Genomic DNA, 26052 nt, shown 5'->3' with positions numbered 1-26052 from the left:
CGAATCAGATGGTATCATCTCCCTCCTGCAGCGCACGGAGAAAGCCGAGGACGTCCTCATCGACGGCCCCGGCCTGCTCCTGCTGCGTAGTGGTCTTTGGGAAGGAAACGCCTGCCAGTTCCTCCCGGATAGCGCCGCGAATGGCCTCCAGCAGTTCCTGTTGTTCCATATAGCCGTTGATCATCCTGCACACGGCGTCCATGCGCTGTCCGGGCGCAACGGCGGACAGGCGCTCCCATGCGTTCCGCTGCTCCCGCTGAGTCAGGGAGAAGGAAAGACTGAGCCGTCGCTTTTCAGGCATGGGCGCCGCTCCCCGACATCTGCCGTACAAGCCGTTCATAGCCCTTGGCGTTCAGGGATACATCATCGAGGATCACGGGCCGACACAGGCCGTTTGTGGCCGAAACACGCCGCTTCATGAGCGCCGCTCCGCCGCCTATAAAAATAGTAGGCATGGCGCGGGTGTCCAGGCCGCACTCCGTGATGGTGGAGAGCAGGTTCTGCACATACAGGTCCGCCTGGGCATGGATGATGCCTTTCGCCTCGTCCGGGAGGCTGCTGGTATCACCCCGCAGGACGCACTCGATCTGCGCCGTTGTCAGAGAAAGACCCAGGACGCGTCGCACCTGTTCGCTGATCTCATCGATGCAGCGGATCATGCCCCACTCCAAGCTGCGGCAGGTGGCGGCATTGGGGAGGCGGTTGTCCAAGCGCATCAGGTCCACTGTCCAGCCACCGATGTCCGCCACGATGACGGACGGTTCATCCAGCAGCTCCGTCTGGGTCAGCACAGCGGCATAGCCCTGGGGGAACAGTTTCACATCCCGGACGGTGACGGTATAGTCCCGGCCCTCATAGCGGAAGGGCACCGGTTTGCCGTCCCGCAGCAGATAGGCACGGAACTTCTTCTTGTCCCGGCCAAAACTGGTCAGGGGCAGACCGGCGGCCAGGGTGATGGAGCAGTTCCGCCCCGCATGGCGGTATTCCAGTTCCTTTGCGATGGCCGCCAGCGTCAACAGGTAGTAATCCTCCGTCCGGGTCTTGTCTTTCTGCAGAGGCTGCCTGCCGCTGCCTACCACATAGTACGTACCGCCGTATTCCAACACATTCTTCTGGGTGTACGGCTCATGCTCATAGGCCACCAGCCCCGAGGGGAAGGAACCGTGGACAGTTTTCATGGCTGCGTAACCGTGGTCCACGCCGATGACGTATTCCTCGCTCACCGAGCGCCGCCCCCTTTCTCTTTTTTGGTAGCCATGTCCTGGACCTTGCCCTCGTCCAGCAGACGGCGGATCTCGTGTAGGTCGAAATTCCAGGTGGAAGGCGTCACCTGGAAACGCTCCGGTCCGCCGTATTTCTCACATAGCCGGGGGAGGAACCGCGGCAGGTCCTTCGGTTTTCTGGGGTATTGGATGCCGTCCTTGTAGACGATATCCTTTTTTAGCTCATCCCGTAGATTTTCCATCTTTCCCAGATCCATCTCATCGTAGGCGCTGCGGCCGGTGAGCTGCTCATAGGCGTAATCGCCCACATAGGACATACACTCGAAACAGCAATCGCCGTATGGCTCTACCTCTGCCAGCGTGTCCGGGTCCCTCAGTGCGTTCAGATATACCTCTTTCCCCTGGGCAATCAGCCAGGCGCGGAAATCGATAAAACCGTCAGCCGAACAGCCATACTCCTTGATCACGCTGGCGGCGTCCCACAGGCCGTATTGGTCCGCCAGATCCTCATAGGCGTGCAGAATGTCATGGAAATCTTTCGCCGCGGCAGGCCCCATAGACACAAGGCGCTCCCGCAGGTAGTCCTCCATCGCGTCCATATCCTGGCCGCAGGCGGTTCTCGCCTCCTGAATCAGCGCCCAGAAGGCTTCCTTGCTCATCCCGTTGTCAGGTTTCTGTTCTATCGCTCAGCACCTTCCTTCCGTTTTTCTTTTTGTTTGCCGATCCGCCGTTCCTGCTCCTGGGGCAGAAGGCCCTGAAAGCCCAAGTCACGCAGGGCCTGCGTATAGAGCTGCTTTTCAAAGGCCCGGTATTCCGGGGTGGCGGTATCCACATCCAGCAGGACAGCCTTTTCATAGGTCGTGCCGGGCACGACCTCCCACCGGACAGCATGGAACCGCAGGGCAGTCAGGTACCGCAGGAGCTGGTGTCCGTCAGCATAGTCAAAAACGCCGCAGTTGTCCTCATAGGGGAACTCGCCGGGGAGATTGGGATAGCCGGAGATCGCCAGGGCGGCGTCGTAGAGGCGGAAACCACCATCATCAAAATCCGGGGCGATGGTGTCATAGAACCGCCGGAGCTGCTCCGTGCTGTCCAGGGCCGGGCAAAAGGACGCAAGGGCTTTCTTCAGTGCTTCCACTTTCTGGCGCTCCAGATTGGCGGCATATTCCTTACCGCAGCTCTCCTGGTAGTATTCGTCGACCAGAGGTTCCAGTTCGTTGATCTTGCTCTGGAGCTGCGCGCATTCCATCCGGCTGAGATCCAATTCGGTGTTGGATTCCTCCAACGCCTGCCGCAGAGCGGGGTAGTTCCGAATCGCGGCGATCAAGTCCCTGATTTTCACGTCACGCCGCCTTTCTGAGCCGGGCGATCAGGAGGTCCAGCACAGCGATGCGGGATCTCACCTTGCCGGCGGAGGCGTTCAGGCCATGCGCCTGATTTTGGATGCGGCGGCGGATGGCCGCGAGCTGCTGACGGTCCCGGCAGCACTCCAGCACAACATACCGGCCCCGCCCGTTAGACAGAACCTCGCGCTCACCGGAGGCGTCCCGGAGGCTGGCCATGAGGCGCTGGCCCAGCTGCCTGCGGTAGCGGTCCTGCAGGACGTCAATGTCGCAGGAGACATGGTGCTTTTTCAAAATGGCCGCGATCTCATCGCCGCTGATCTCCATGTTGGCGAACAGCACCTCCAGGATCTCGGCCTTGGCTTTGGGCGGCAGCGCGGGGCGGTCGTGGGATCTCCTGGTCATCGCGTCTGCTCCTTCCTGCGCTGTGCGCGCTGCACCATGTCGGCCCTGTCCAGGGCGGGCGCCTCGCTTGGGAAAACATAGAGCATGCCGTGCTGCTCGGCCTGCTCCGCGGGGAAGCCCTGGGGGACATTCTCCAGAGAGTCCGAAACCGCGACCGTCCGGTACTTCCAGTCACGGGGGGACTGGTAGGCGAACAGGTGATCCCCCGCCCGCCGGATGCTGTAACTGCTTTTCCCCTCATGCTGCCGGACATATTCGCCCACAGCCGCTTTCTCCAGCACGAAACGAGGCTGGATCCCCTGCGCCAGCTCCGGGGCGATGGCGTTGATGTATTTCACCATGTCACGGACATTGCCGCATTCAAATTCCGGCGCGTCGTAGCCATACCGCTCTGTAACGAGCGCCCACTTCATACGCTCATGGGGGCTGTCCAAAGAAACGACAAAGTATTTCCCGTCGCGCTCCCCGGTGAGAGGCTCAAACCGGACGTCGTCGTAGAGAGGCCCGTTGACCGGACAGTTGTTCTTGAACCACACATAGTAATTGTCCAGAATGAAGGGATCCGTGATTCCCAGCACAACGCCGGAGATTTTCTTCAGGCGTCCGGCCAGGGCGTCATCCCTGCAGAACCAGTCGTACCAGCCGGCCTCACACTGCACAGCGCGATCCCGGCTGCTGAAATCCCCGGCACGGAACCGCTCCTGCCACGTCCGCACACTCATCTCATTCATAGCGTCCCCCTCTCCGGCAGGAGGCGTTCCATGAAACCGGCAATGGCGGTAAACACCCCAGCCAGCTCACGGGACTCCTTGATGGTATCCTCCATTTCTTCCCTGGTCATGCGGGTGCATTTGACCCAGATCCGCACGTTTTCCTCTGTGGGCGTCAGCAGGACAGCCTTTTCATATGCCTTGCAGAACACGCCGGCGATCTTGCTCTGGCGGTCGATCTCCGCATCCTTCTCCCGGATCTCCTTTTTCGCTTTTTCCAGCTCCACCAGGTCCAATGCCGCCTGCCCCTGCTCGTCCTCCGGCAGATCCTGTACCTGCCGGGTGATCTGATACCCTTGGTTGACGGACAGTTCCTTTTTATCCAGGGCCTCCTTCACGGCGGCGGGGGCGTGTTCGTCGATCTGCATCACCTTGCCCATCGTGCGCTCCCCGAGGCCAACGGATGCAGCCAATTCTTTGCGGGTGTCCACAGGTGCGGAACCTTCCGGCAATGTTGCCGAAAGGTCTGTACGGGCACCCTGGTTGGCCTTTGCCCTGGCCTCGATCTCCGGCCGCAGTTTCAGGGCGATCTTGCCCAACTCCCATTTGTCCAGGTTGCGGCGGCCCTTCTGGGTATCCAGCGCCCACTGCTTGGCCTCCAGCAGATCGTCAAAGGCAAACACCGCCATCTTGTAGGGCAGGTCGTGCCGGGTGCAAATCTGTTGGCGGTTGTGGCCATCTACGACAACGAGATCCTCATTGACGATGATGGGCGCATAGCAGCCGTTTTGCAGGATGTCCTTCTCCAGCGCGGCAAGCTGCTCCCCGCTGAGAGGAGGGAGCAGCTCCGCCAGATCCGGTAGAATGGTGGGGGTGCGTTCCGCACTGGTGTATTCAATGCCTGTATTACGCATGGCGCTCAGGCCGCAGCCTCATCCATACCGTCCGCAGGCATGGACACGGCGCTTTCCTCCACGCGGCGGGGAGACAGGAACTCCACCTCCGTGGCTTTGATGAGGAAACCGGGCTGACGCTCCGGCTCGTCCGCGAAAGTGATGGTTTCAAAGTCGCCGGAGGCGGCCAGCTTGCAGCCCTTCCAGGCAAACTCTGCGCAGCGTTCCGCCAGCGGGCCGCGGACCTTGATGGAGATGAAATCCGTCAGGCGGTTGCCCTCCTTGTCCCGGTAGCGGCGGTCCGAGGCGATCCGCAGGATGGCATAGGGCTTGCCAGTGGCCTCATGGACCTTCAGCTCCACGTCGTTGGTCAGGTTTCCGATTGCTACGATCTTCAGCATAGGTGCATTCTCCTTCTTTCATTTCATGTAGGGTGGATTGTGGTATAAAAGCGCCGCGGCCCACAGCGGGGCCGCGGCACGCAGATAAATCACTTCTCCCAGGTTTCGGGATTGGTGAGGTTGGCGGTGTGGGCGTTGGCGGCCTCCAGCACGTTGTAGTAGGCCCAATGGCGGGAGGACACGTCGGGGAACATCACCAGACGGCGGTGATTATCGGCAATATAGTCCTCGTCAGCCTCGCGGCCCAGCAGGCGGTTGACAATGGTGACGACTTCCGCCCGGTCAATGGGATCGTCGGCCCGGAAGGTGCCGTCGCCGTAGCCCTCTACCCAGCCGTGGATGGCGGCGTCCTTGATATACTCAGCAGCCCAGTAGCCGTCGCTCACATCGTCAAAGCCCTCGTACTGCTCCATGATTTCCTCGGCTCCATCGCCGTACACATCAAAGAACCGCGCCGCCATAGCGGTAAACTCGGCGCGGGTGATGGCCTTATCACCCCGGTAGGTGCGGTCATTGTAGCCCACGGCCACGCCGTAGCCAGTGAGATATTCCACATAGCCCGCATACCACATATCCGGGTCAATATCCTTGAACTTCACATTATTTCCGCTGGGGATGCGCTCATCCAACTTGTCAGAGAGCAGGCGGGCAAAGATGGCCGCCGCCTCGCTCCGGCTCATGCTGCGCTCCGGGCCGAAGGTGCCGTCTGTGTAGCCGACAATATAGGCCCCGTGATATTCGGTTTCGGTGACGGCGGGAACCGTGAGTTTCCCGTCCTCGTCTGTTTCGCCGGTTTCCCGCTGGCCGAGGTCGCCCTTGACGATGACGGTCACGTCCTCCTGCGGGTCGCGCTCATTGTCTGTGACCGTGACGGTGATGCGGTTGTCCTCGTCCATATCGGTGCCGTCCGGCAGGGTGACGGTAATATTGCCGCCCTTACCGATGGACACCTCTGCGTCCTCGATGGGGCGTCCGGTTTCGTAGTCCTCTACAGTGACGGTCAGTGTCCAGCGGTCGCCGTCCTCGTCCTCCCAGCCAACGGTGGTATTGCCGTCCTCATTGGTCTTGCCGCTGGTGCCGGGAACAGTGACCTGCCCATTGCTGTCAGTGTTACCGGCACAGTAGTTATCGTGCTTGTCAGTCATAGTAACGAACATACCCTCCACGGCGCTCTTATCCTTGGTGAGCAGGACAGTCACGGTAGTCTGGTCGGCATAGTCCAGCAGGCGGGAATTGGGGAGACGGATGGACAGGGTATCGTCCGCATGGAGAGTGACAATAGCATTGGAAACGGGGTCTTTAGTGTCGGTATCCGTGACAATTACCAGATAGCCGCCCACAACGGCCTCGCCCTTACTGTCCGTAGTGGCCTGATTGTAGATCTTCTCAATGGTTTCTTCCTCTAACTTCTCACCGCAGACCTCGCACTCCTTATGCTTGCTGCCCTCGCTGTCGGTGGTAGGCTCCTTGTCGATGATCCAGTCGCCGGGCTTATGGCCTGCCGCCTCGGTGTAGTCGCCCTTGTAGGCGTCGCCGCAGCGGGTGCAGGTATAGGTGGTGTAGCCCATCTCGGTGCAGGTCGGCTCGGTCACTTCCTCGGCATAGTCATGCCCCAAAGCGTTCTCAATGACGGCGCCGCAGCGGATGCAGAGTTGAGGATCGGTGCAGGTGGCCGGATCGCCGGGGATATGACCCGCGGCCTCGTCACCCTCCAGCCGGGTGGCTCCACAGCGGATGCAGGTGTACTCGGTCATGCCCTCGCCGGTGCAGGTGGCCCCGGTGATCTCCTTGCCCTCATCCCAACTATGCCCCAGCGGGTCGGTGTAGTCGGTGATGAACGAACTGCCGCAGCCCTCGCAGATATGGAGGGTGCGCCCGCCGCCCTCACAGGTGGCCGGGGTGGTCTTGCTTACATAGTTGTGAGGCAGCGCGGCGGTGATGTCCTCGATGTGGCGCTCCCCACAGACGGTACACTCCCGCAGGGTGTAGCCAGGGCTGGTACAGGTTGCCGGAATGACGGTGGTGGAGAACTCATGCTCGGTCTGGGGCAGGTCGGTTTCTTTCACATTGCCGCACCGCTCACAAATATCAATGGTCTTGCCGGGGACTTCACAGGTGGCGTCCCGGATGACCACACTCTGATAGGCGTGGCCCAGCGCGGCCTCATAGTCCCGCTTTTCAATCATGCCGCAGTCCACGCACAGATAGCGGTCATAGCCGAGGGTCAGGCAGGTGGGGTCTACGCTATCCAGCAATGTCCAGTTGCGGTTCTCGCCGCAGCCCTTGTCGTCACAACAGCAGCCGTCGCAGTCCGGGTCCTGGCAGCCACAGTCGGGATTGCCGCAGCCGCAGGTGCAGGAGCCGTCCTCGGTAGTGGTTTCATCCCTGAGATGGACATACGCCACGCCGTCCTCCACCATGTCGGTGTCGTGGTAGGTGTAGGTGATCTCGTAGTACACGGGATAGTCCCCGGCCTCGGTGTAGTTGGGGGCGCTGGTCAGGGTGCAGGCGTCCGCACTGTGGCCGTAGCGGATGGCAGTGGTCACACCGGCCTCGGACAAGTCCGACACGGTGACGGTGTGGGGCTGGCCGTCCACCACGCCGAAGTAGTCCGCAATGACGGCCTTGGCGGCGGTGTAGGAAGTTTCAGCATAGCCGCAGTCGGCGCAGGTATCCATCTCCACAAAGCGGTCATGGGCCAACTCGGGCCGGATGGCATTCTCCATGTGGTGACGCTCCAACGTGGAATTTTCCTCCTTGAATGTGCCGTAGCAGAACCCGCAGTATTCGCCGCTGGTGGTGATGACGCGGTGATACTCGCTGTCCGCTTGCTCAATGGTCTGGGTTTCCGGCAGTTCCTCGAAAAAATTGTTCGCGCAATCGTAGAGCCAATAGACGTTCTTCAGGTAGCCGTAGTCCGTCTTGGCCATGTTGGTGTTGATGCTGCCGCAGGTTTCACACACGGCTTTGGTCCAGTGATAAGCCGTGTAATAGGCGTCCTGTCCCGGTACGCCGTCCAGAATGGAACCCTTGCCGGAACCATCTACAAAGGTGCCGTCCGAGTATTTCACATTCCGGCTCATGGCCGTCTGGCCATCCCTGGTATATTCCGGGGTGCGGAACACGATAAAGGAAGTCTGCTGCTTGCAGACTTTGCAGTTAAAGGTTTCGTGGGTCACGGTGGCGTTGGCGTCCAGTTCGTTGGTGCGGTTGTTGGCCTCCTGCCAGTTCTCAGCGGGGTCGTGGTAACTGTCCTGCTGGGCGGCAAAGGCGGTGGGCACCATGCCGACGCACAGAACCACGGCCAGCAGCAGGGCCGTCATGCGCTTCAGGCCATGCCTGGTTGTCTTGCTTTTCAAGCGTTCTTTCCTCCTTTTGTGTAGAAATTGCTGGTTCAGGTTTTTATTTTCGTTTACTTGGTCACCGCCCCCTTTCCCGGAACTGCTGCACAAAGGTCAGATAGGCGTTCCAGTCCTTCCGGGAGGGAGGGGACAGCGTCTGCACGACATATCCCTCCGCCGCGTATTTCCGGCCCATGCGCTCCGCGGCCTCCTGGCCGGGGCGGTCGTGATCCAGGCACAGGACAACCTTCCGCACTGTGGGATGCTCCCGAAGAAACACCGACAGGGCGCGGTCATCCAGGCAGCACAGGGCAAGTGCATTGCTGTGGAACTCCCGGTGCAAAGTGCAGTAACTCATGAGGTCGATAGGTGCCTCGAACACATACACGCTCCTGCTGTCCGGGGCATACGGCAGTCGGAAACCGATGGATTTGTCGCTGCCGGCGGCGTCGCCCTTGAAACCGCTGCCGTCCCGGTCGTAGGTGCCCCGCAGGCTGGCGAAGGCAGCCTTGCCGTCCCTGTCATACCCTACGAACACGCAGTTGTGATGCTCGGAGTCCTCATACAGCAGTCCTGCGGAAATAAAACTCCGAATAATCTGGGGAGAAACCCCGCGCTTTTTCAGGTAGGCGTACACTCGGCGGGCATCGGTGTGCCTGGGCGGCAATGCAAACGGTTTCGGCGGTTCCGGCGCCTGCTCAGTTTGCCTGCTCCGCTCCGCGGGGGCGTCCCTGGCGCGGCCGTGGAATGCCAGCAGATCCTCCACCGCCTCCGGGAAACTTCTGCCGCAAAAATGCTGTAGGAAGGTGATGGCATCCCCGCCCACTCTCTCGGAGTAGCGATACCAGGTGCGGCGGTTCTTGATCCGCAGGCTGTCCATCTCCTTGGTGGAGTAGTAGCGGCCTATCCGCGTCACGGTGTAGCCGAGAGACGCCAGCAGGTCCGGCAGGTCCGTCCCACGGGCAATCTCCAACTCCTGTTCTGTGAAACGATTGGCTCTCTGTTCCGACGTTTTCTTACCTCCGGTTCTCTTGTGAAACAGACCGCCCGGAACGTCCCTGTCGGGCGCTCCGGGCGGTTCTGGGATCCTGATTTACTTGGTTGTTCTCTTCCTGGGTGGCCGCTCCACATAAGCTTATTGAGATGACCCACCTGAACGAGACCCTGTACTGCTGCGGCATTGCCTGCTCCGCTGAGGGCCACGCCACCGCCAGCGGTAACTACATCATCGACCTGCTGCTGGCCAACGTGTGCAAGCAGAACGTGACCCGCTTCCCCTATGAGATCGCCCGGCTGGCTGAGGACATTGCCGGCGGCGTGGTGGTCACCGCCCCCGCCGAGGCCGATCTGAAGGACCCCAAGCTGGGGCCCTATGTGGAAAAGTACTTCAAGGCGGCCCCCGGCGTGTCGGTGGAGAACCGCTTCCGCATCCTGCGCCTCATTGAGAACCTGACCCTGGGTACCGCCGCCGTGGGTTACCGAACCGAGTCCCTCCACGGCGCCGGTTCTCCCCAGGCCCAGCGCATTATGATCGCCCGCCAGGGCAACCTGCCCATGAAGAAGGAACTGGCTAAGAAGATCGCCCATGTCAAGGAGTGAGGAAACGTGTCTGAGTACAGTGAGATCCTGGACCGGATCGAAGAGGTTTTGGAGGATAAGGTGCGCCCCAACCTGGCCCTTCACGGCGGCAATATCCGCAGCCTGGACTGCAAGGACGGAGTTTACCGCTTCCAGCTCACCGGCCAGTGCGCCGGCTGCCCCTCTGCCATGCTGACCACGGAAAACCTGATCCGCTCCGCTCTGCTGGAATCCATTCCTGAGCTGAAGGATGTGGTGCTGGTGGGAGGCGTGAGCCAGGAGCTGCTGGACCAGGCCAAAGCCATTCTGCGGGGGGAGCGTCCGTGCAGATCGGAGTAAAATACTGCGGCGGCTGCAATCCCCGGTATGACCGGGTGGCCCTGGTGGAGCGCATTCAGAGGGAGCAGCCGGAGGATACCTTTGAGCGGGCGATCCCCGGAGTCTGCTACGACCAGCTGCTGGTGGTATGCGGCTGCTCCGCCCAATGCGCGGATTTGACAGGGCTGACAGGACGGGAGATCCGCAGCCTGTGGCAGGACCATCCCTGAAATTCCAATCAAACAAAAGAAAGCCTGTAACCATTGTGGTTACAGGCTTTCTTTTGTAGGCTGGTTGCTATTTTCTGCGTGGACGAAGGCCGATAATGAAGAGGACCGCCGCAGCGCACAGCAGGGCCAGCAAAGCGGGCCAGGTGCCCCGGGAGGCCTCCAGAGCCAGGCCAGGCGGGGTCAGCAGGGAGACGGTCCGCAGGGCGGGGGAGAGTTGGGACAGGTCCATAAAGCACCCACCCAGCAGGCAGAGGATCAGAGCCAGGAAGGGGGCCAGTCCGTCCACCCGCCCATCGGTATTGGTGAACCGGATGAGCATCAGGGCCAGGGCGGAGACGCACAGGGTGTAGGCCAGGGTGGCCGCGGCGGTCCATAGGTCGGTACAGCCGCCGAAGAGCAGAATGCACAGGGAAACCAGAAGCCCCAGCCCTACCAGGGCCAGACAGTCGCTGCCGTAGGACAGCACCCGGCCAAAGGGGAGGGACCACATCCGACGCTCCACCAGACGGCCGTCCCGGCCTCCGGTCCAGGCCGCCGAGGTCAGCAAAGTAAACAGAACCATCAGCGCTGTAAAGCTGATCTGGCTGGGGACGAAGGGCAGGGGAGCGGAGGCACCGTTTTGCATCTGCATCTGGTAGAGAGGCGGCATGGAGGCTTCGGCCTCATCCATCAGGGTCTGGAGCTGAGCAGATTCCTGGGCGGAAAGGGCCCGCCCCAGATGAGCCTCCGCGTTGCCGCCGGCCTGGGCCCGGCTGCGCTGGAGGGAGACCTGCCCGGCGATGATCTCCCGGGCGCCCTGGAGGGAGACGGACGCCGAAGCGCCCTCATAGCGGAGGGGGATTTGCTCCTCAGTGGTCAAAGACTGGCTATAGCCCTCTCCAATTGTGAGCAGACCTTCCACCTCTCCCAGCAGGAGCAGGTGAAGCCCCTCCTCTTTGCCGCAGCTGCGTACCGAGAGCTCGGCATGCTGTCCCAGACGCTGGACCAGCTCCTGGGACATAGCGCTTTGATCCTGGTCATAGACCGCTAGGCACAGCTGCTGCCTGCCACCAGACTGAACGGAGGAGGCGGCCATCCCGCACAGCAGCGCCACTGCCAGCAGAGCAACCAGTCCCCGCAGACCGCCGGACATGGCGGTGAGCTTGATGCCGGACAGGCTGGCCAGCCGGGCTGGGAAGGGAAGCAGGGCGGGGACAGCTGTGGGTTTGGCAGGGTTGCCGTGGGTGGTGCGGGCGGATTTGCTCCTCTTGTTGCGGTGCAGCATGAACAGGGCGAACAGAAGGCCGGCGCCTCCCATGGCCAGAATGGGCCAGAGCAGACCCAACAGCTTCACTGGCGGCAGACCGTAGGCGGCAGCCTCCAGTCCTAGTCCGGCGTAGTAGGGCAGGGTGAATTTACCCAGCAGAGGCAGGGGCATGGGGAGAAGCTGACGGGACCAGAGGGTGCCCCCCAGTACCAGGGAGAGAAAGAGCAGCAGATTGCCCCACCGCTGGACCGAGGCGGGATTGCCCAGCCATGTGGCCAGCCCCAGCAGAATCCCGAAGGCGGAAGCCAGTAGGAGAAGGGCAAGGCCTAGAAACAAAATGGGGTGTTCCGGCTGAAAGACTGCCAGCATCAGAATCTGGGTGGGCAGGGTCAGCAGATAGGCCACCAGGAATTTGGACAGTACAAAGGCTCCCGTAGAACCGCCCAAAGCCCTGTAGCGGGGGAGAATACCCAATCCCAACTCCTCGGGTAGGGTTTTGACAGCGGCAATGGAGAAGAAGAGGGCCAGTACAGACAGCACGCAGGCGGTCAGCCGCCGCTCCAGCGCTCCTTGAAGGTCGGCCTGGACTGCCTCATTTTCAAAAACATTCTGGCGGCCCAGGGCGTCATGAAGCAGATTGACGGAGGATTCCTGGTAGAGGGCCCACTGCTGCTCATTGTCCAGGTCGCCGTAGCACAGTTGATATACGGCTGTGTAGGCCACCTGATTGCCCCGAATGATGTCCATCACAGAGCCGAAGATGGAGTAGATCAGGGTGGACTCCAGCTGCATATCTCCGTTGAGGACGATGGAGACTGGGCAGTCGGTCATGGTGTACAGATCGTAGAAAAAGTCCTTGGGGATGGTGATAACCGCCGCCGCACCCTGGTCCAGAGCCTGGGCGTCACTGGTTTCCTCCTCCAGAACGGCCACATCGGAGAACAGCTCGATGCGCTTCATCTGGGCGATGAGGGAACGGGACATGATGGTATCGTCCTCATCCCGTACCGCAATGGGAAAAGGCTGCACATAACTCTGGGTGGTGAGATCGCCCAGCCCGATCCGGAAGGCCGCCAGCAGCAGGAAAGGCAGCAGTAGGGCGGCCACCCCGGCGCCGCTGAAAAACAGCTTCAGGTCTTTACAGAGGGCGGCTTTCAGTCCGGACATGGGTTTCCCTCCTCCGGGACAGGCCGGCCGGCTTCCAGGGTGAGGATCCGGCTGCATACCCGCTCCAGCTCGCCGGGCTGGTGGGAGATGATGGCGATGGCACAGCCCATGTCCCGCAGGTGCTCCACCATGGACAGGATAAGCTCCACCGAGCGGGCGTCCGCGCCTACGGTAGGTTCGTCCAGCAGCAGCACCTTAGGTGTGATCATCAAAGCGCTGGCCAGATGGAGGCGACGCTGCATCCCGCCGGAGTAGGCGGAGACCGGCTGCTTTCCCTTGTCGGTCAGGTCCAACTGCTCCAACAGCCAGCGGCTGCGGATAGAGATGGCCTGCCGGGGCAGGCCGCAGGCCCGCCCCCAGAACCGCAGGTTATCCAACCCAGTAAGGGTGTGGTAAAGGGAGAGCTCCTGGGGCACATAGGCCACCTTGCCCACGGCCTCCGGAGCCAGATGGTATTCTCCGGCGTCAGGCCGCAGTACCCCGGCCAGGATGGACAGCAGGGTGCTCTTGCCCGCGCCGTTGGAGCCACGGACGCCCAATACCTCCCCTTGGGGCAGGGTTAGGGAAATGGGACCCAGCACAGGGGCGGCATGGCGGGAGTAGCGCTTTTCCACCTGCCGCAGGGTACATAAAACCGCGTTACCATCCATAGGAAGTATCCAGCAGCGGCTCCAGATTGCGGATCAGATCCTGCTCCACAGCCATACCCAGTTCCTGGAACAGCTCATAGTAGTCCTCATAGGTGAAGTCACTGATGTCGTAGGGAGGCACATCGGGGGCTTTGACGGAAGAACCATCGGTGGTATTGATGTTGATCTCCAGAGAGCTGAACGCACCGTCAAACACATAGGAATCACCCTGGATTTGGAGGGTATGGTCCACGCTGTTGTCCTGTCCCTGGGTTACATCCAGCGTCAGGTTCACAGGCAGCATATCCGAGTATACTTGATAGGAGCCCTGGGGGATGCCCAGAGGAGATTTTTTCTCCGAATCCATATCGTACCGCATTTCCAGAGAGCCGCCGTAAGGCTGGGTAAGGCTGATGATGCCATCGGAAACGCTGCCGTTTTTGGTGTAGGAGTGAGTCAGCAGGAACTGGGGCTCACCATAGGCCTCTACATAGAAGGCCTCCTGCCGCCGGTCGGACTCCGCGCCCTGGGACTCATAGACCAGAGTGGTATCGGAATAGTCGGTATACAGACGGATCATACGGACCTGGTTGCCCTCCACATAGAGCTCCCAGGTAAAGCCGGACTCCTCCACCTCGCGGCCTGCATCGGCGGCGCTGTATTCCAGCTCATCCGCCAGAGAGAGCAGGGCATTGTCCAGCTCCTCCTCCAGGTCATAGCCGCTGAAAACATCGTAACCAAAGGCGGCGGTCAGCATATCAGGGTTGATGAGCTTCAGGATCAGCTGTCGCAGGGTTTCGTCCTCCCGGAGGGTCTGGGCCAGCTTGAGCAGCATGGCCTCCACATCCTCTGCCCGGGGCTGGAAGGTGTAGCGGGTACCCGTCATGGAGCCGCCCAGCTGAGGCAGGGTAAAGGATACGCCATCCTCCACAGTCACATTTTCTTCGTTTACTACGGTATAGACAACATCCAGATAGGACTCCAGCAGAGAACGCCACTCCTTGCCCGAAATCTCAGGCAGAGCCAGCGCACTCAGGTCTACGTCCTGACCGGTGAGGGCCTCCACAGTTTGGGAGAGATCCATGGTGTAATAGGTATCCTGGATCTCGGGCAGATAAAAGCCCAGAGTTCCTTTGTCATAAGACAGCAGGCCTGTGAGGATGGGGCTGCCCATCAGGGTGAACTCTCCGTTGGCCAGTAAGGTGTCCCGGTCCAGATCCACCTTCAGGCTGACGGAGGAGTCCTCCAGGTACTGGTTGATCTCTGCGCTGTCCGTGATGGCGGTGATCGTCAGATCGGAAGAGAACGCGCCGCTGCCGATGGTGTCCACGCCTTCCTCCAGCATACCAAGCGCGCGATCAGCAAACAGGTCCTGCTGATAAGAGACGAATTGCTTGGACGGAGCGGAAAAGAGCCGGGGGATCACCAGAATACCCGCAGCCACCACGACTACAGCGGCAATGGCGCCGGCGATTATTTTCCCTTTGGGACGGCGGGCGGCGGGGGCAGCTTTAGCCTCAGGCTGGGGTTCCTGAGATACAGCAGATGCCTGCTCTACGGGAGTGCCGCAGTTGACGCAGAATTTTGTATCCTGGGTGAGCCGCTCGCCGCAGTTTCTGCAAAAGGCGGGGGTGTTGGCGGGGGCGGGGTCCTGAGGAACCGGGGTACCGCAGTTTTGGCAAAAGGCGGCCCCGTTGTGCAGCGGATGGCCGCAGTTGAGACAATTTTTCATGGTTCTTCCTCCCTCGATAAGATGGCAGCAGTTCTGCTGCGCAATGGATATTTCCTCTTGTATCCACACATCACGATTGTACGGTCAGCAGAAACAGAAGTCAACAGGAAGTTACAAATTGTTCCATAAAAGGTAGGTGGTGATTTGATTATGATTCTGACAGTGTATCTGCCTGGGCTTCCAGTTCATCGATGCGGGCGGCCAAACGGTCCGCTTGGTCTCTCAGACGAAGAATCAGTGTCTCCTGGGAACTGTTACCGGCGGGCTCCTCCGTCAGCCGGGCCAGATCATCCTCCAGATTGTCCAGCTGTACCTGCAGTGTGCTGATTTGCCGCTCCAGGACCCGCAGCGTCTCGCTGTTGTCCGGCTCATCTTCCAGAATGGAAAAGCCGGTGGATGCCTCCAGCAGTTCGGTTTCATCTGCGTCATCCAGTTCAAAATCATGGTTCCAAGATCCATTCATATTGGCTACGTCCTTCCGGTTAGAATTGATTTGATAAGATCGACGGTATTCTTGTTTCAGTTCTATTGTAGCAGAGAGCTGCGATCATGAACAGACAGACAAAAATGAAAAAATTTTTTTGCCTGGTATAAAACCAGAGGCCATGTTGGTGGCTCTTACTATTGACATCGCGAGATGGACCGAACGACAGGAGGAAAGAAAATGAAAAAGAGAGTGGTTATGATTCTAATGGTGCTGAGCATTGCCTGTACGGCTACAGCCTGCTCTTCTGGTGGTAATCGAGTCATGGAATGGTGTGAGGAGGCCTTTTACCAGACGGATGACCAAGGGTATCAGATACTTGAAGAAATTATGACGGAAGAGGAGTCTCTGGATGGCCTGCTGGAGACGGGCCCTGTGGACGTAGATCAGCTACCTTCCATCCTGGAGCCCATCCCTGGATATTACCCCTATGTAATCCGCTTCTATGATCAAGAAGGAGAATTGGCGCGGGATTTGGTACCTGGCTTTTTGGTGGACGGAAAGCGCTATACCATCCAGAACGCGATAAAAGAGGATATCATTACAGGTGTGGCTGCCTATACGGCGGATGGGTACCCCTGCAAGGTAAGTGAATTGGCAGAAGTGGTAGATTGGGAAACAGGAGCCCACCGGGTAACCTGGAGCGCGGTCTATGTATTTTATGTGAAGGAAGGTCTGGACGTTGAGATTGTGCCCTACGCGGGTGATGATTTGCTCATGGCAGGCAGCCTGACCAGCTTCACCATGTATTGGGGAAGAGCAATGCAGGAGAAATTTGGATACGGATGGACTTATCAGGTCTGTGCTCTGGCGCCTGAGGTGGGAAGTGGATTGGCCGGTACGGTAGGCGTGATCGAGGATCATATGGACTGGATACAGGGGCCCAGTGCTACCAGTGGAGTTGTCCACTACTATTGTTATTTGGCCAGAGAGAACTTTGAAACCGTAGAAATGGGTGGCTGGTAAACTGTACCACCCCGTAAAAAACGCCTGTGGCCAAGAGGCCACAGGCGCTTTCAGAGCAAATTTTACTTGAGGTCGGGCAGAACGGAGAGGAACCCGTCCACGTCGGCCTCGGTGGTGTGGAAGCAGCACACAAAGCGGACCACGGTGTGGTCCTCATCGTAGGGACACCAGTCCTCATACTGGCATACCTCATCCAGCACCGGCTTTTTGTCATTGGGAGCAATGACGAGCACCTGGTTGGTGGGGGACTCCACCCACAGCTTCCAGCCTTTGGCCTTCAGGCCCTTCTGGAGGCGGGCGGCCATCTCGTTGGCCTGACGGCCCATCTTGAAATACAGATCATCCTCAAAGAGGGCCAGGAACTGGGCACCCTGAATCCAGCCCTTTTCCATAACAGCCAGCATACGCTTCTTCATCCGGAAGAAGCCCTTGGTCAGCTCAGGCCGGGTGATGACCAGGGCCTCGCCGAACATGGTGCCGTTCTTGGTGCCGCCGATGTAGAAGGCGTCGCACAGGTGGGCAAACTCAGGCAGGGTCAGGTCGTTGGCATCGGAGGACAGGGCGCAGCCCAGACGGGCGCCGTCGATAAAGAGGAACAAACCATTCTCACGGCAGAAGGTGTACAGCGCGGTGAGCTCTGCCTTGGTGTATACAGCGCCATTCTCGGTGGCGTTGGAGATATACACCAGACCGGGCTCGGTCAGGTGCACGTCCTGGTGGAGCTTCAGCAGGGGGATCAGCTGCTCGGGGACGATCTTACCGTCGGGAGAGGCGGGAACGGTGAGAATCTTGTGGCCGGTGGCCTCAAAAGCGCCCACCTCGTGGCCGTTCAGATGGCCGGAGTCGGGGCAGATGGCCGCCTGCCAGGGCTTGAGCAGAAAGGCGCAGGCCAGCACGTTGGCCTGGGTACCGCCCACAACAAACTCTACCATGGCGTCGGGGCAGCCGCATACCTGGCGGATGCGGTCTTTGGCCCTGGCGCTGTACTTGTCGTCGCCGTAGCCGATGTTGCCCTCCAGGTTGGCGGCGCACACCGCCTCCAGCACCTTGGGATGGGCGCCAAAGGAATAGTCGTTGCGGAACCAGTATTTCATGTCTATGACCTCCATACAGGCGGCCCGGGGTACATCAGTCCCGCCGGGCCGTCTCAAATTACACTTTAAAATTTAAAGCTGTCTTTCAGGCTCACAGAACGGTTGAACACCAGATGGCCGGGCTTGGAGTCCTTGTTGTCGGCGCAGAAATAGCCCTGGCGCAGGAACTGGAAGGAGGCGGGAGCCTCCACGTTGGCCAGACCGGCCTCCACCTTGGCGCCGGTCAGCACCTCCAGGGAGCCGGGATTGAGGCAGTCCAGGAAGTTCTTGTCGCCGGCATCGGGATCGGCATCGGTGAACAGGTTGTCGTACAGACGCACCTCGGCGTCCACGGCAGTGGCAGCGTCCACCCAGTGGATGGTGGCGCCCTTCACCTTGCGGCCGTCGGCGGGATCGCCGCCCTTGCTGTCGGGATCGTAGGTGGCAAAGATCTCGGTGACATTGCCGTTTTCATCCTTGGCGCAGCCGGTGCACTTGATGAGGTAGGCACCCTTCAGACGGCACTCGGGGCCGTCGGGATAGAGACGCTTGTACTTGGGCACCGGGGTCTCCAGGAAGTCCTCGGCCTCCACATACAGGTTGCGGGAGAAGGTGATCTCACGGCTGCCGGCGGCAGGATCGTTGGGATTGTTCTCCACGGAGAAGGTCTCGCTCTGGCCCTCGGGATAGTTGGTGATGGTGAGCTTGACAGGGCGCAGCACCGCCATCACACGCTGAGCCGTCAGGTTCAGGTCCTCCCGCAGGCAGTGCTCCAGGAAGGCATACTCCACGGTGGAGGCGGCCTTGCTCACGCCGTTGCGCTCGGAGAAGTTGCGGATGGCCCGGGGGGTGTAGCCACGGCGGCGCAGACCGCACAGGGTGGGCATACGGGGATCGTCCCAGCCGGACACCCGGCCCTCCTCCACCAGCTGGCGCAGCTTGCGCTTGCTCATGACGGTGTAGTTGATGCCCAGTCGGGCGAACTCGATCTGCCGGGGCTTGGCGGGCACGTCGCAGTTGGCGATGACCCAGTCGTACAGGGGCCGGTGATCCTCAAACTCCAGGGAGCACAGGGAGTGGGTGATCCCCTCCAGGGCGTCCTCCAGAGGATGGGCAAAGTCGTACATGGGGTAGATGCACCACTTGTCCCCCTGACGGTGATGGTGCATATGGTTGATGCGGTAGATGACGGGGTCGCGCATATTGAAGTTGCCGCTGGCCAGATCGATCTTGGCGCGCAGGGTCATGCGACCGTTCTCAAACTCGCCGGCCCGCATCCGGGCAAACAGGTCCAGGGACTCCTCGATAGGACGATCCCGGTAAGGAGAGCGGGCGGGGGTGTTCACATCGCCGCGGTATTCCTTGAACTGCTCGGGGGTGAGCTCGCACACATAGGCCAGACCCTTCTTGATGAGCTCCACGGCATACTCATACATCTTGTCAAAGTAGTCGGAGGCGAAGTAGAAGCGGTCGCCCCAGTCGTAGCCCAGCCAGTGGATGTCCTCCTGGATGGCCTCCACATACTCCACGTCCTCCTTGGTGGGGTTGGTGTCATCCATGCGGAGGTTGCAAAGACCGCCGTACTTTTCGGCAGTGCCGAAGTCTACAAAAATTGCCTTGGCATGGCCGATGTGCAGGTAGCCGTTGGGCTCCGGGGGGAACCGGGTGTGGACGGTCATGCCTTGGAACTGACCACCCTGGGCGATGTCCTCGTCGATGAAATCATGGATGAAGTTCTGCGTCATGGTGGGGTTCAGCTCTTCTGGCATTTGGTTTCACTCCTTTATCTTAATACGAACCAATATTTTACCCCGGAACTGGAAAAAAAGCAAGAGCTCAACAAAAAAGGAGGCGGGTTATTCCGCCTCCTCAAGGGACATCTGTTTTTTACGGCCAGCCAGCAGGAAACCGCTGGTGAGGGCGGTAAAGGGAGCCACCGAGACCAGACCAAAGGAGCCAACGATGGTGTGGACGATCTCGGAGGCCACATATTTATAGTTAAGGATGTTCCAGATGGGGGTGCCCTGGGCCATAAAGACCATCAGCAGGGCGATGTAGCCGCCGGAATAGGCCAGCAGCAGGGTGGTGGTCATGGTGCCCATGGCGGCCCGGCCCACATTCATGCCGGAGCGCACTGCCTCCCAGCGGGAGATGTCGGGCCGCTTTTCCACAACCTCGTGGACGGCGGAGGTAATATCCACGCTCAGATCCATCACCGCGCCGGAGGAGCCGATAAAGATGGAGGCCATAAAGATCTGGGTCAGGTTCAGATCCTGATATCCGGCATAGAGCAGGCTTTCCGAGTAGGCCATCACTGCGCCGTGGATCTGGAACAGGTCGGTAAACAGAATGCCCAGTACGCAGGTCACCAGCACACCCAGAAAGGCGCCGGATACAGCGGACAGACACCGGCGGTCAAAGCCGTAGACCAGGGCGATGATGAGCAGGGTAAGCACCAGGGTTACCAGCAGGCCCATAAAGATGGGATTCCAACCGTTGAGGTAGAGGGGGACCAGCACCTTCCACAGCATGAGCACCGTCAGCACGAAGGAGGCGATGGCCCGCACGCCGGTGCGTCCGGCAAAGAGAATGAGGAACACGGCGAAGATGCCGGCCAGGATGGCCTCCTTGCCGATGCGATAGTGGTCGGTCATGGTCACCGAGATGATCTCGTCCCCCTGGTAGCTTACCACAACCATGGCCTTGTCGCCGGGGGCAAAGAGCTTGTCCTGCTCCAGAGAGCCGTTGAGCATATTGACGCCGGTGGCAGTCTGGCCCTTGAAGCGGCCGCCCAACAGCTCCAGGGTGCAGCGCTGCTCACCGGAGCGGACCAGGCCGGTGTCGATGATGGCGGAGTCGTCCACCGCTGTTACCAGGGCGGTGCAGCGGTCGGCCTGCTGATATTGCAGGGCTCCCTCAAAGCCGGTGGGGATCAGAATCAGAAAGAGGATCAGAGCCAGACAGATGGCAAGGGGCGCGTAGTAGCGGCGCTTGTTGGAATCCAGGAGAAGGGATGTCATGAAACGGATCGGTCCTTTCGTATGGGCAAAAAGGATGCGGCATGAGCCGCACCCTTTTTGCTGTCTGTAAACAGGGGTGGGAAGGGAAGAGGAAGTTACTGCACGTTCAGCATACCGGCCAGCTTGTTGAAGATCTCGGTGTTGTCGTAGTAGCCGTTGAACTGTTCGGCGTTGACACCGTGAGCCAGCACGGCCACGGGCAGGCCGGTGTGGCTGTAGGAGGTGAAGGACACACCGGACTTGTTGTTCAGGATGTGGGTGATGGTGACGGTGAGGGGCTCGTAGGTGCCGTACATCACATACTCCTGCTGCTCATCCATGCCGGTGGCAGTCTCGTTGATGCTCTTCTCATAGGCGGTCTTGATCTGGGACAGCTCGTAGGGGGTAAGTACCAGCTTGTCGCCCTCCTCGCCCTGGGTCTTCAGTCCAAACAGGGTCTCGATGTCGGCCAGCACGTCCTCAAAGGAGGTTTTGTTCTCCTTGTAGGCGGCAACATAGTCGCTGTCATACTTGGCGAAGGAGATCTTCTGGGACTCCAGCAGGTTCAGGTAGGTGTCGTAGTCGGTGCCGGCAAAGCCGATGGTCAGACCGCCGGTCTCGTGGTCGCCGGTGACCAGGATCAGGGTCTCCTCGGGATGCTCGGAGGCGAAGTCGATGGCTACCTGCACCGCGTCAGCCAGAGCCTTGGTATCGTGAATGGAGGAGGCGGCGTCGTTGGCGTGGCAGGCCCAGTCGATCTTGCCGCCTTCGCACATCATGAAGAAGCCGTCCTCATCCTGCTCCAGCACCTCGATGCCCTTGGAGACGTGGTCGGCCAGGGACCACATATCGTCGGTGCGGTCCAGCTCGTAGGCCATGGCGTCGCCGTCGGCCAGATGCTCGTCAACAATGATCACAGGACCCTCGGTGACCTGCTCGGCCTCGGCCTGGGTCTTGACCACATTGTAGCCGGCCTGCTCGGCCAGGGCGTACAGGTCCTCCTGGTCCTCGTCGGCGCCGGTGGGCTTGAGGAGACCGCCGCCGGCGAAGTACTCAAAGCCGGAATCCACCAGCTCCAGGCCGATCTCGTAGTAGTCGTTGCGGCTGGCCTGATGGGCATAGAAGGCGGCGGGAGTGGCGTGGTTCAGGTTGACGGAGGAGATGACGCCCACGCTCATGCCCAGCTGGTCGTGGACCTTCTCGGCGATGGTCTCATAGGGGGTGGTGCCGGTCTCATCCATGTTGATGGTGCCGGAATAGGTTTTGTGGCCGGTGGAAATGGAGGTTGCGGTAGAGGCGGAGTCGGGGCAGAAGCTGTTGGAGTCGTAGGTAACAGCGGAACCGGCAGCCTCAAAGTTCATAAAGTTCAGGTAGGAGGGGCCGTCCAGAGTAGCGCCGCCGTTGTCGTCCAGGCTGGGCTCGGCCTGCCAGTAGTCGGCGTCATTCAGAGCGCCCAGGTAGTCGGCGGTGGACTGGATCTGGGGATAGCTCATGCCGTCGCCGATGAACAGAAACACATACTTGGGGGCTTTAACGGACTGATTGGACAGATTCTGTGCCTCCACCGTGGGGGTGGCGCTGGCTTCGGGGGTAGAGGCAGCAGGGGCGCTGCAGGCGGCCAGAGCGGTGCCAAAGGACGCTGCGGCCAGGGTAATTGCCAGGGGACGCTTCCAATTCATGTTTGATTCCTCCAAAATCGGGTTCAATCTTAATCTCTCCAGAGACATATGCATCATACCCGAAGGAAAAATTAAGCGCTATCATCCTACGGTAAAGGTGTGCAAAATCAAGGTAAGGCATTGTAAAGAGCCGGAAAAGTAGAGCGGCATACCAGAAAGGAAAAAGCATAGGCTGTAGGCGAGGTGACACTATGGTGGGAATCATGGAATGGAAGGCGGAAAAGGGCCGCAGAGTCCGGGTGGAACGGGATTGGCTGCTGGGGCTGCCCTGTCAGCGGGCCACAGTGCCGGTGCGGGAGGGGATGAGGGAGGGGACCAGGCTGCGGCGGGTGGCCCGGGGAGCCAGAGAGCTGGTCCGGAGGGGGGTGCGCCGGGTGCTGACTCAGGCGGAATTTCCCTGCTGGGAGGCGCTGGAGGAGGCGGGATTGCGTTCGGTGGAGACAGAGGCCTTTTGTCAGATGCTGGCCCCTGCGCTGGCATTGGCGGCCCTGCGTTGCCAGGACCGGCGGCCGGAGCAGGCGGCGGTGCTGCTGTCCGGGACGGGGGTAAGTCCGGCCCTCTTCCGGGCGGCAGAACAGCTGTGTCCGCAGGTACGGGATTTAGTGGTGGACGCCGGGGAGGAGGGGGAAGAGCTGGCTGCCTGGTTGAGAGCGGAGTTTGGGGCCGCGGTGCGCCCGCCGGACGGGGTGGAGGCCGATGTGGCCCTGTGCTTCGGACCGTCTCCAGCGGCAGGGGAGACTGTGTTTCGCCTCTGTGGTCCCACACCTGATCTGGCAGGCTTTTTGCCCGCTGTCAGGGGAGAAATGCTGCCCGCCGGGCTGGACCGGCTCCCCCTGTTGGCCCTGCTGTGGGAGGAGGGGCGGATCGGTCAGGAGCAGCTCAATGTTCTGCCACCTAATACCAAATTATTGACTTGACAGGAGGTGGTAAACTACATATAATATCGTATTAACGTGGCGGAGTGTTTCCGTTCTGAATTTGCGGGAGCCCATATCGGCTCCATCCTGATAGAGTAAAAGCAATCAAGGAAAGGTGTGCACGATCGACATGGCAAAAGAATTCAAACTCAGCGCTGAGCGCCTGGAGGAATTGAAACAGGAGCTGAATTATCTGAAGACCGTCCGTGAAAAAGAGGTGGCCGATCAGATCAAGGAAGCCCGTTCCTTCGGCGATCTGTCTGAGAACAGCGAGTACGACGAGGCCAAAAACGAGCAGGGCAAGCTCTACTCCCGCATTGCGGAGGTGGAGAATATCCTGGCCAACTATGTGGTTATTGAGGAGCATGAGACCGACCCCAACTCCGTCCGTCTGGGTTCCACCGTTAAGGTGCTGGATCTGGAGTTTGACGAGGAGGAGACCTATCAGGTGGTAGGTTCTCAGGAGGCCGATCCCATGAACGGCCGGATTTCCGAGGATTCTCCCTTCGGAAAAGCCCTTCTGGGCTGTGCGGTAGGCGAGGAGGTCCAGGTGGAAGCTCCCGCCGGTGTATTAAGGTATCGTATCCTAGAGATTCAAAAGTAAGGAGCAAGAACAATGAGTACTGAAGAGAGAAGCGTCAATCAGCCCGAAGAGCAGAATCTGTCCGAACAGCGCCTGATCCGCCGCGCCAAGCTCAAGGAGCTGCAGGAGGCGGGCCAGGACCCCTTCCAGATCACCAAGTATGTGGTGAAGCACCACTCCACCGACATCAAGGAGAACTTCGAGGCCCTGGAGGGAACCGAGACCTCCATCGCCGGCCGCATCATGTCCAAGCGGGGCATGGGCAAGGCTGTGTTCTGCGATCTGCAGGACGGTAAGGGCCGCATCCAGCTGTATGTCCGTATCGACGAGCTGGGCGAGGAGGCCTTCGCCAAGTTCAAGAAGATTGACATCGGCGATATCGTGGGTGTGGAAGGCGAGGTCTTCAAGACCAAGCGGGGCGAGATTTCTGTGAAGGCTCACAAGGTGACCCTTCTCTCCAAGTCCCTTCAGCCCCTGCCTGAGAAGTTCCACGGCCTGACCGACAAGGAGATGCGCTACCGCCAGCGGTACGTGGACCTCATCATGAACGAGGACGTGCGCCGCACCTTCCAGATCCGCACCGCCTTCATCAAGCACGTGCGCAAGTATCTGGACGACCGGGACTACCTGGAGGTGGAGACCCCCGTCCTGAACACCATCTCCGGCGGCGCCACCGCCCGGCCCTTCATCACCCACCACAACACCCTGGATATCGATATGTATATGCGCATCGCCACCGAGCTGAACCTGAAGCGGCTCACCGTGGGCGGCTTCGAGCGGGTGTATGAGATCGGCCGCATCTTCCGCAACGAGGGCATGGATCCCAAGCACAACCCGGAGTTCACCACCATCGAGCTCTACGAGGCCTACGCCGACTTCCACGACATGATGGACATCGCCGAGGGCATCTTGTCCACCGCCGCCCAGGAGATCCTGGGGTCCTATCACGTCAACTGGCTGGGGGTGGACATCGACCTGACCCCCGGCTGGCCCCGCCTGACCATGATCGACGCGGTCAAGCAGTACGTGGGCGTGGACTTCGACGCCATCTCCGACGACGAGGAGGCCTGCAAGGCCGTGGAGGCCAAGGGCATCGACATGGAGGGCTGCGAGCGCACCTGGGGCACCGCCCTGTATGAGGCCTTTGACCAGCGGGTGGAGGAGAAGCTGGTGCAGCCCACCTTCATCACCATGTACCCGGTGGAGGTCTCCCCGCTGACCAAGCGCTCCCCCAAGGATCCCCGCCTCACCGAGCGCTTCGAGCTGTTCATCAACCACTGTGAGTTCGCCAACGCCTTCTCCGAGCTCAACGACCCCATCGACCAGCGGGGCCGCTTCGAGCACGAGCTGGCCCTGCGGGACATGGGCAACGACGAGGCCGGCATGATGGACGAGGACTTCATCAACGCCCTGGAGTACGGCCTGCCCCCCACGGGCGGCATGGGCATCGGCATCGACCGCTGCGTCATGATGCTCACCAATTCCGACTCTATCCGGGATGTGATCCTGTTCCCCACCATGAAGCCACTGGACAAGGTGGAGGCCCCTAAGGCCGCTGCTGCTCCCGCCGCTTCCGTGGACGTGCCCCGCGCCGAGGCCGGTCCCATCGACTTCTCCAAGGTGGAGATCGAGCCCCTGTTCAAGGACGAGGTGGACTTTGACACCTTCTCCAAGTCCGACTTCCGGGCCGTCAAGGTGAAGGAGTGCACCGCGGTGCCCAAGAGCAAGAAGCTGCTGAAGTTCGTTCTGGACGACGGCACCGGCACCGACCGCGTGATCCTCAGCGGTATCCACGACACCTATGAGCCTGAGGAACTGGTGGGCAAGACCCTGATTGCCATCACCAACCTGCCCGCCCGCAAGATGATGGGCATCGACTCCTGCGGCATGATCATCTCCGCCATCCACTATGAGGAGGGCCAGGAGAAGCTCCACTGCCTGATGGTGGACGACCACATCCCCGCTGGCGCCAAGCTTTATTGATTGTAAAAAATGGGCTGCTGCAAACCTGCAGCAGCCCATTTTTTTGCCTGAAACAGAAGGGCCTGTTGCAAAATGCGCAGCTCGTACAAAGACCCGTCATTCCGAGAAAAACGGCCGCCCGGTGGGCGGCCGTTTTTCGTGGGAATCCGCCC

Annotated in this window: 24 protein-coding genes and 1 pseudogene; 7 read left to right on the top strand and 18 right to left on the bottom strand. The window is 60.2% G+C overall.

Annotated features, from left to right (window positions below; translation table 11 throughout):
* Window positions 1-4: 4 nt before the first annotated feature.
* The 10 genes from B5G42_RS18435 to B5G42_RS01450 all read right to left on the bottom strand — a co-directional run bounded on the left by B5G42_RS18435 (window position 5) and on the right by B5G42_RS01450 (window position 9289).
* The gene (locus tag B5G42_RS18435; protein ID WP_009258909.1) at window positions 5-301 is read right to left on the bottom strand and encodes a hypothetical protein; all 297 of its coding nucleotides are present in this window, start codon (window positions 299-301) and stop codon (window positions 5-7) included.
* A complete protein-coding gene (locus B5G42_RS01490) occupies window positions 294-1223 on the bottom strand; it encodes a ParM/StbA family protein (protein ID WP_087265988.1) in 930 nt (309 codons plus the stop codon). Before B5G42_RS01490 ends, B5G42_RS18435 begins: the two co-directional genes overlap by 8 nt.
* Complete coding sequence (locus B5G42_RS01485) at window positions 1220-1882, bottom strand: DUF4240 domain-containing protein (RefSeq protein ID WP_087265986.1); 663 nt, start codon at window positions 1880-1882, stop codon at window positions 1220-1222. The genes B5G42_RS01490 and B5G42_RS01485 overlap by 4 nt, the downstream gene beginning before the upstream one ends.
* A gap of 20 nt (window positions 1883-1902) precedes the next feature.
* On the bottom strand, window positions 1903-2565 hold the full coding sequence (locus tag B5G42_RS18430; protein WP_206406151.1) for a hypothetical protein: 663 nt from the start codon (window positions 2563-2565) through the stop codon (window positions 1903-1905).
* Window position 2566: 1 nt separating this feature from the next.
* The gene (locus B5G42_RS01475; RefSeq protein ID WP_087265983.1) at window positions 2567-2971 is read right to left on the bottom strand and encodes a synapsin-1 (Synapsin I); all 405 of its coding nucleotides are present in this window, start codon (window positions 2969-2971) and stop codon (window positions 2567-2569) included.
* Window positions 2968-3702 carry a hypothetical protein gene (locus B5G42_RS01470; RefSeq protein ID WP_087265981.1) on the bottom strand — a complete coding sequence of 245 codons (735 nt, stop codon included), beginning with the start codon at window positions 3700-3702 and terminating at the stop codon, window positions 2968-2970. The genes B5G42_RS01475 and B5G42_RS01470 overlap by 4 nt, the downstream gene beginning before the upstream one ends.
* Window positions 3699-4595, bottom strand: a complete 897-nt coding sequence (locus B5G42_RS01465) for a hypothetical protein (protein ID WP_087265979.1) — start codon at window positions 4593-4595, stop codon at window positions 3699-3701. The genes B5G42_RS01470 and B5G42_RS01465 overlap by 4 nt, the downstream gene beginning before the upstream one ends.
* A 5-nt stretch (window positions 4596-4600) precedes the next feature.
* The gene (locus tag B5G42_RS01460; protein ID WP_087265977.1) at window positions 4601-4975 is read right to left on the bottom strand and encodes a single-stranded DNA-binding protein; all 375 of its coding nucleotides are present in this window, start codon (window positions 4973-4975) and stop codon (window positions 4601-4603) included.
* Between the two features lie 89 nt (window positions 4976-5064).
* Entirely contained in the window at window positions 5065-8334 is a 3270-nt protein-coding gene (locus B5G42_RS01455) for an S-layer homology domain-containing protein (RefSeq protein ID WP_242961095.1), read from the bottom strand.
* Between the two features lie 61 nt (window positions 8335-8395).
* On the bottom strand, window positions 8396-9289 hold the full coding sequence (locus B5G42_RS01450) for a DUF3991 and toprim domain-containing protein (RefSeq protein ID WP_087265975.1): 894 nt from the start codon (window positions 9287-9289) through the stop codon (window positions 8396-8398).
* Window positions 9290-9447: 158 nt separating this feature from the next.
* On the opposite strand from B5G42_RS01450, the pseudogene B5G42_RS01445 reads away from it, so the two are divergent.
* From B5G42_RS01445 to B5G42_RS01435, 3 genes and pseudogenes are all read left to right on the top strand, one after another.
* Window positions 9448-9915: pseudogene (locus B5G42_RS01445) on the top strand (4-hydroxyphenylacetate 3-hydroxylase C-terminal domain-containing protein); the annotation flags it as partial.
* 6 nt (window positions 9916-9921) lie between these two features.
* On the top strand, window positions 9922-10233 hold the full coding sequence (locus B5G42_RS01440; protein WP_242961094.1) for a NifU family protein: 312 nt from the start codon (window positions 9922-9924) through the stop codon (window positions 10231-10233).
* The gene (locus tag B5G42_RS01435; RefSeq protein WP_087265972.1) at window positions 10218-10442 is read left to right on the top strand and encodes a hypothetical protein; all 225 of its coding nucleotides are present in this window, start codon (window positions 10218-10220) and stop codon (window positions 10440-10442) included. The genes B5G42_RS01440 and B5G42_RS01435 overlap by 16 nt, the downstream gene beginning before the upstream one ends.
* Window positions 10443-10509: 67 nt before the next feature.
* Here the strand turns inward: B5G42_RS01435 and B5G42_RS01430 are convergent, their stop codons facing one another.
* The 4 genes from B5G42_RS01430 to B5G42_RS01415 all read right to left on the bottom strand — a co-directional run bounded on the left by B5G42_RS01430 (window position 10510) and on the right by B5G42_RS01415 (window position 15679).
* A complete protein-coding gene (locus B5G42_RS01430; protein ID WP_162611024.1) occupies window positions 10510-12855 on the bottom strand; it encodes an ABC transporter permease in 2346 nt (781 codons plus the stop codon).
* Entirely contained in the window at window positions 12843-13505 is a 663-nt protein-coding gene (locus B5G42_RS01425) for an ABC transporter ATP-binding protein (RefSeq protein ID WP_087265968.1), read from the bottom strand. The genes B5G42_RS01430 and B5G42_RS01425 overlap by 13 nt, the downstream gene beginning before the upstream one ends.
* The gene (locus tag B5G42_RS01420; RefSeq protein WP_087265966.1) at window positions 13495-15216 is read right to left on the bottom strand and encodes a zinc ribbon domain-containing protein; all 1722 of its coding nucleotides are present in this window, start codon (window positions 15214-15216) and stop codon (window positions 13495-13497) included. Before B5G42_RS01420 ends, B5G42_RS01425 begins: the two co-directional genes overlap by 11 nt.
* Window positions 15217-15364: 148 nt before the next feature.
* The gene (locus B5G42_RS01415; protein ID WP_087265964.1) at window positions 15365-15679 is read right to left on the bottom strand and encodes a hypothetical protein; all 315 of its coding nucleotides are present in this window, start codon (window positions 15677-15679) and stop codon (window positions 15365-15367) included.
* Between the two features lie 201 nt (window positions 15680-15880).
* Between B5G42_RS01415 and B5G42_RS01410 the strand changes: the two genes are divergently transcribed.
* Entirely contained in the window at window positions 15881-16666 is a 786-nt protein-coding gene (locus B5G42_RS01410) for a hypothetical protein (RefSeq protein ID WP_087265963.1), read from the top strand.
* A 62-nt stretch (window positions 16667-16728) separates the two neighbouring features.
* Here the strand turns inward: B5G42_RS01410 and B5G42_RS01405 are convergent, their stop codons facing one another.
* The 4 genes from B5G42_RS01405 to B5G42_RS01390 all read right to left on the bottom strand — a co-directional run bounded on the left by B5G42_RS01405 (window position 16729) and on the right by B5G42_RS01390 (window position 22417).
* The gene (locus B5G42_RS01405; protein ID WP_087265961.1) at window positions 16729-17760 is read right to left on the bottom strand and encodes a threonine aldolase family protein; all 1032 of its coding nucleotides are present in this window, start codon (window positions 17758-17760) and stop codon (window positions 16729-16731) included.
* A gap of 65 nt (window positions 17761-17825) precedes the next feature.
* Window positions 17826-19508, bottom strand: coding sequence for a glutamine--tRNA ligase/YqeY domain fusion protein (locus B5G42_RS01400; protein WP_087265960.1), 1683 nt, complete (start codon window positions 19506-19508; stop codon window positions 17826-17828).
* A gap of 87 nt (window positions 19509-19595) precedes the next feature.
* A complete protein-coding gene (locus B5G42_RS01395) occupies window positions 19596-20759 on the bottom strand; it encodes a YibE/F family protein (protein ID WP_087265957.1) in 1164 nt (387 codons plus the stop codon).
* A 95-nt stretch (window positions 20760-20854) separates the two neighbouring features.
* A complete protein-coding gene (locus tag B5G42_RS01390) occupies window positions 20855-22417 on the bottom strand; it encodes an alkaline phosphatase (protein ID WP_087265955.1) in 1563 nt (520 codons plus the stop codon).
* A gap of 191 nt (window positions 22418-22608) precedes the next feature.
* Here B5G42_RS01390 and B5G42_RS01385 point away from each other — a divergent pair, with 191 nt between their 5' ends.
* The 3 genes from B5G42_RS01385 to lysS all read left to right on the top strand — a co-directional run bounded on the left by B5G42_RS01385 (window position 22609) and on the right by lysS (window position 25900).
* Complete coding sequence (locus B5G42_RS01385; protein ID WP_087265952.1) at window positions 22609-23334, top strand: hypothetical protein; 726 nt, start codon at window positions 22609-22611, stop codon at window positions 23332-23334.
* A 130-nt stretch (window positions 23335-23464) separates the two neighbouring features.
* The gene (greA, locus tag B5G42_RS01380) at window positions 23465-23938 is read left to right on the top strand and encodes a transcription elongation factor GreA (protein WP_087265950.1); all 474 of its coding nucleotides are present in this window, start codon (window positions 23465-23467) and stop codon (window positions 23936-23938) included.
* A gap of 12 nt (window positions 23939-23950) precedes the next feature.
* A complete protein-coding gene (lysS, locus tag B5G42_RS01375) occupies window positions 23951-25900 on the top strand; it encodes a lysine--tRNA ligase (RefSeq protein ID WP_087265948.1) in 1950 nt (649 codons plus the stop codon).
* The last annotated feature ends 152 nt before the right edge of the window (window positions 25901-26052 follow it).

This window comes from Flavonifractor sp. An91 (genome assembly GCF_002159225.1).
Taxonomy (GTDB): Bacteria; Bacillota; Clostridia; order Oscillospirales; family Oscillospiraceae; genus Flavonifractor; species Flavonifractor avicola.
The sequence above is the reverse complement of the archived record's forward strand: the minus strand, read 5'-3'. Positions and strand labels throughout refer to the sequence as shown.

Coding starts and splice junctions, on each gene's coding strand:
- B5G42_RS01390 (WP_087265955.1), bottom strand. CDS start 22,417: ATGAATTGGAAGCGTCCCCTGGCAATTACCCTGGCCGCAGCGTCCTTT.
- B5G42_RS01415 (WP_087265964.1), bottom strand. CDS start 15,679: ATGAATGGATCTTGGAACCATGATTTTGAACTGGATGACGCAGATGAA.
- B5G42_RS01395 (WP_087265957.1), bottom strand. CDS start 20,759: ATGACATCCCTTCTCCTGGATTCCAACAAGCGCCGCTACTACGCGCCC.
- B5G42_RS01470 (WP_087265981.1), bottom strand. CDS start 3,702: ATGAATGAGATGAGTGTGCGGACGTGGCAGGAGCGGTTCCGTGCCGGG.
- B5G42_RS01475 (WP_087265983.1), bottom strand. CDS start 2,971: ATGACCAGGAGATCCCACGACCGCCCCGCGCTGCCGCCCAAAGCCAAG.
- B5G42_RS01425 (WP_087265968.1), bottom strand. CDS start 13,505: ATGGATGGTAACGCGGTTTTATGTACCCTGCGGCAGGTGGAAAAGCGC.
- B5G42_RS01485 (WP_087265986.1), bottom strand. CDS start 1,882: ATGAGCAAGGAAGCCTTCTGGGCGCTGATTCAGGAGGCGAGAACCGCC.
- B5G42_RS01465 (WP_087265979.1), bottom strand. CDS start 4,595: ATGCGTAATACAGGCATTGAATACACCAGTGCGGAACGCACCCCCACC.
- B5G42_RS01400 (WP_087265960.1), bottom strand. CDS start 19,508: ATGCCAGAAGAGCTGAACCCCACCATGACGCAGAACTTCATCCATGAT.
- B5G42_RS01385 (WP_087265952.1), top strand. CDS start 22,609: ATGGTGGGAATCATGGAATGGAAGGCGGAAAAGGGCCGCAGAGTCCGG.
- B5G42_RS18435 (WP_009258909.1), bottom strand. CDS start 301: ATGCCTGAAAAGCGACGGCTCAGTCTTTCCTTCTCCCTGACTCAGCGG.
- B5G42_RS01430 (WP_162611024.1), bottom strand. CDS start 12,855: ATGTCCGGACTGAAAGCCGCCCTCTGTAAAGACCTGAAGCTGTTTTTC.
- B5G42_RS01405 (WP_087265961.1), bottom strand. CDS start 17,760: ATGAAATACTGGTTCCGCAACGACTATTCCTTTGGCGCCCATCCCAAG.
- greA (WP_087265950.1), top strand. CDS start 23,465: ATGGCAAAAGAATTCAAACTCAGCGCTGAGCGCCTGGAGGAATTGAAA.
- B5G42_RS01420 (WP_087265966.1), bottom strand. CDS start 15,216: ATGAAAAATTGTCTCAACTGCGGCCATCCGCTGCACAACGGGGCCGCC.
- B5G42_RS01460 (WP_087265977.1), bottom strand. CDS start 4,975: ATGCTGAAGATCGTAGCAATCGGAAACCTGACCAACGACGTGGAGCTG.
- B5G42_RS01410 (WP_087265963.1), top strand. CDS start 15,881: ATGAAAAAGAGAGTGGTTATGATTCTAATGGTGCTGAGCATTGCCTGT.
- lysS (WP_087265948.1), top strand. CDS start 23,951: ATGAGTACTGAAGAGAGAAGCGTCAATCAGCCCGAAGAGCAGAATCTG.